The 1,010-nt window shown below is 42.4% G+C and carries 1 protein-coding gene; it reads left to right on the top strand.

All coding sequences use genetic code 11. From position 1 onward, the window contains the following. A partial coding sequence (locus tag F6K53_RS45495) for an AMP-binding protein (protein WP_293087829.1) occupies window positions 1-936 on the top strand: 936 nt, incomplete at its 5' end. Window positions 937-1,010 lie beyond the last annotated feature (74 nt).

Below are 1,010 nucleotides of genomic sequence, written 5' to 3'. Positions count from 1 at the left end.
ATCATTTGTTTAGATGCTGACTGGAATCTAGTTATTCAAGAAAATGACTTAAATCCCAACTGTACTGCTTCTGAAGAAAACTTGGCTTATGTAATCTACACTTCCGGTTCTACAGGTAAGCCTAAAGGTGTAGCAATGAAGCATCTTGCCTTGAGCAATCTGATTTTGTGGCAACGGTCAAACACAACAGTTTCAATCAGGGCAAAAACCCTGCAATTTGTCCCAATTAGCTTTGATGTCTCTTTTCTAGAAATATTTTCAACCTGGTGTGGGGGTGGAACCTTGGTCTTAATCTCAGAAGAACTGCGACGAGACCTTGTTGCTTTACTACATTTGGTAAGAGCAAAACAAGTAGAAAGACTGTTTCTTCCTTTTGTTGCTTTACAGCAGTTAGCAGAGACCGCTCAAACTTTGGGATTGATGCCCACCAGTCTGCGGGAAGTAATAACAGGAGGGGAACAGTTGCAAATTACTCCAGCGATCGCCAGCTTTTTCTCCCAGCTAAAAGATTGTTCCCTTCATAATCAATATGGACCATCAGAAACTCATGTTGTAGTTACAGTATTTACCTTAACCGGTTCTACTGACACTTGGCCAGCACTACCACCTATTGGTCGTCCCATTGCTAACATTCAGATTTACCTATTAGATCAATTCGCACAACCTGTACCCGTGGGAATTCCTGGTGAGTTGTATATCGGGGGAGTTTCCCTAGCCTTAGGTTATCTCAACCGTCCCGAATTGACAGAACAAAAGTTTATCCCTAACCCCTTTGATATGTCAAAAGTCAAAAGCGGTGCGACCCCGCGTCGGCGAAAGACGCAAGGGAACGCGCACCAAGAGAGTCAAAAGTCAAAATTATATAAAACAGGGGATTTAGCTCGTTACTTACCGGATGGTAACATTGAGTTCCTTGGTCGCATCCTGATTGACTGACAAAAGTTATTCCAGAGCATATTGGTACGTCAGTACTTTGAACTAATGCCTATAAGATCGTTTTTCGTGTTGTT

The organism is Moorena sp. SIO4A1 (genome assembly GCF_010672065.1).
GTDB lineage: Bacteria > Cyanobacteriota > Cyanobacteriia > Cyanobacteriales > Coleofasciculaceae > Moorena.
The sequence above is the reverse complement of the archived record's forward strand: the minus strand, read 5'-3'. Positions and strand labels throughout refer to the sequence as shown.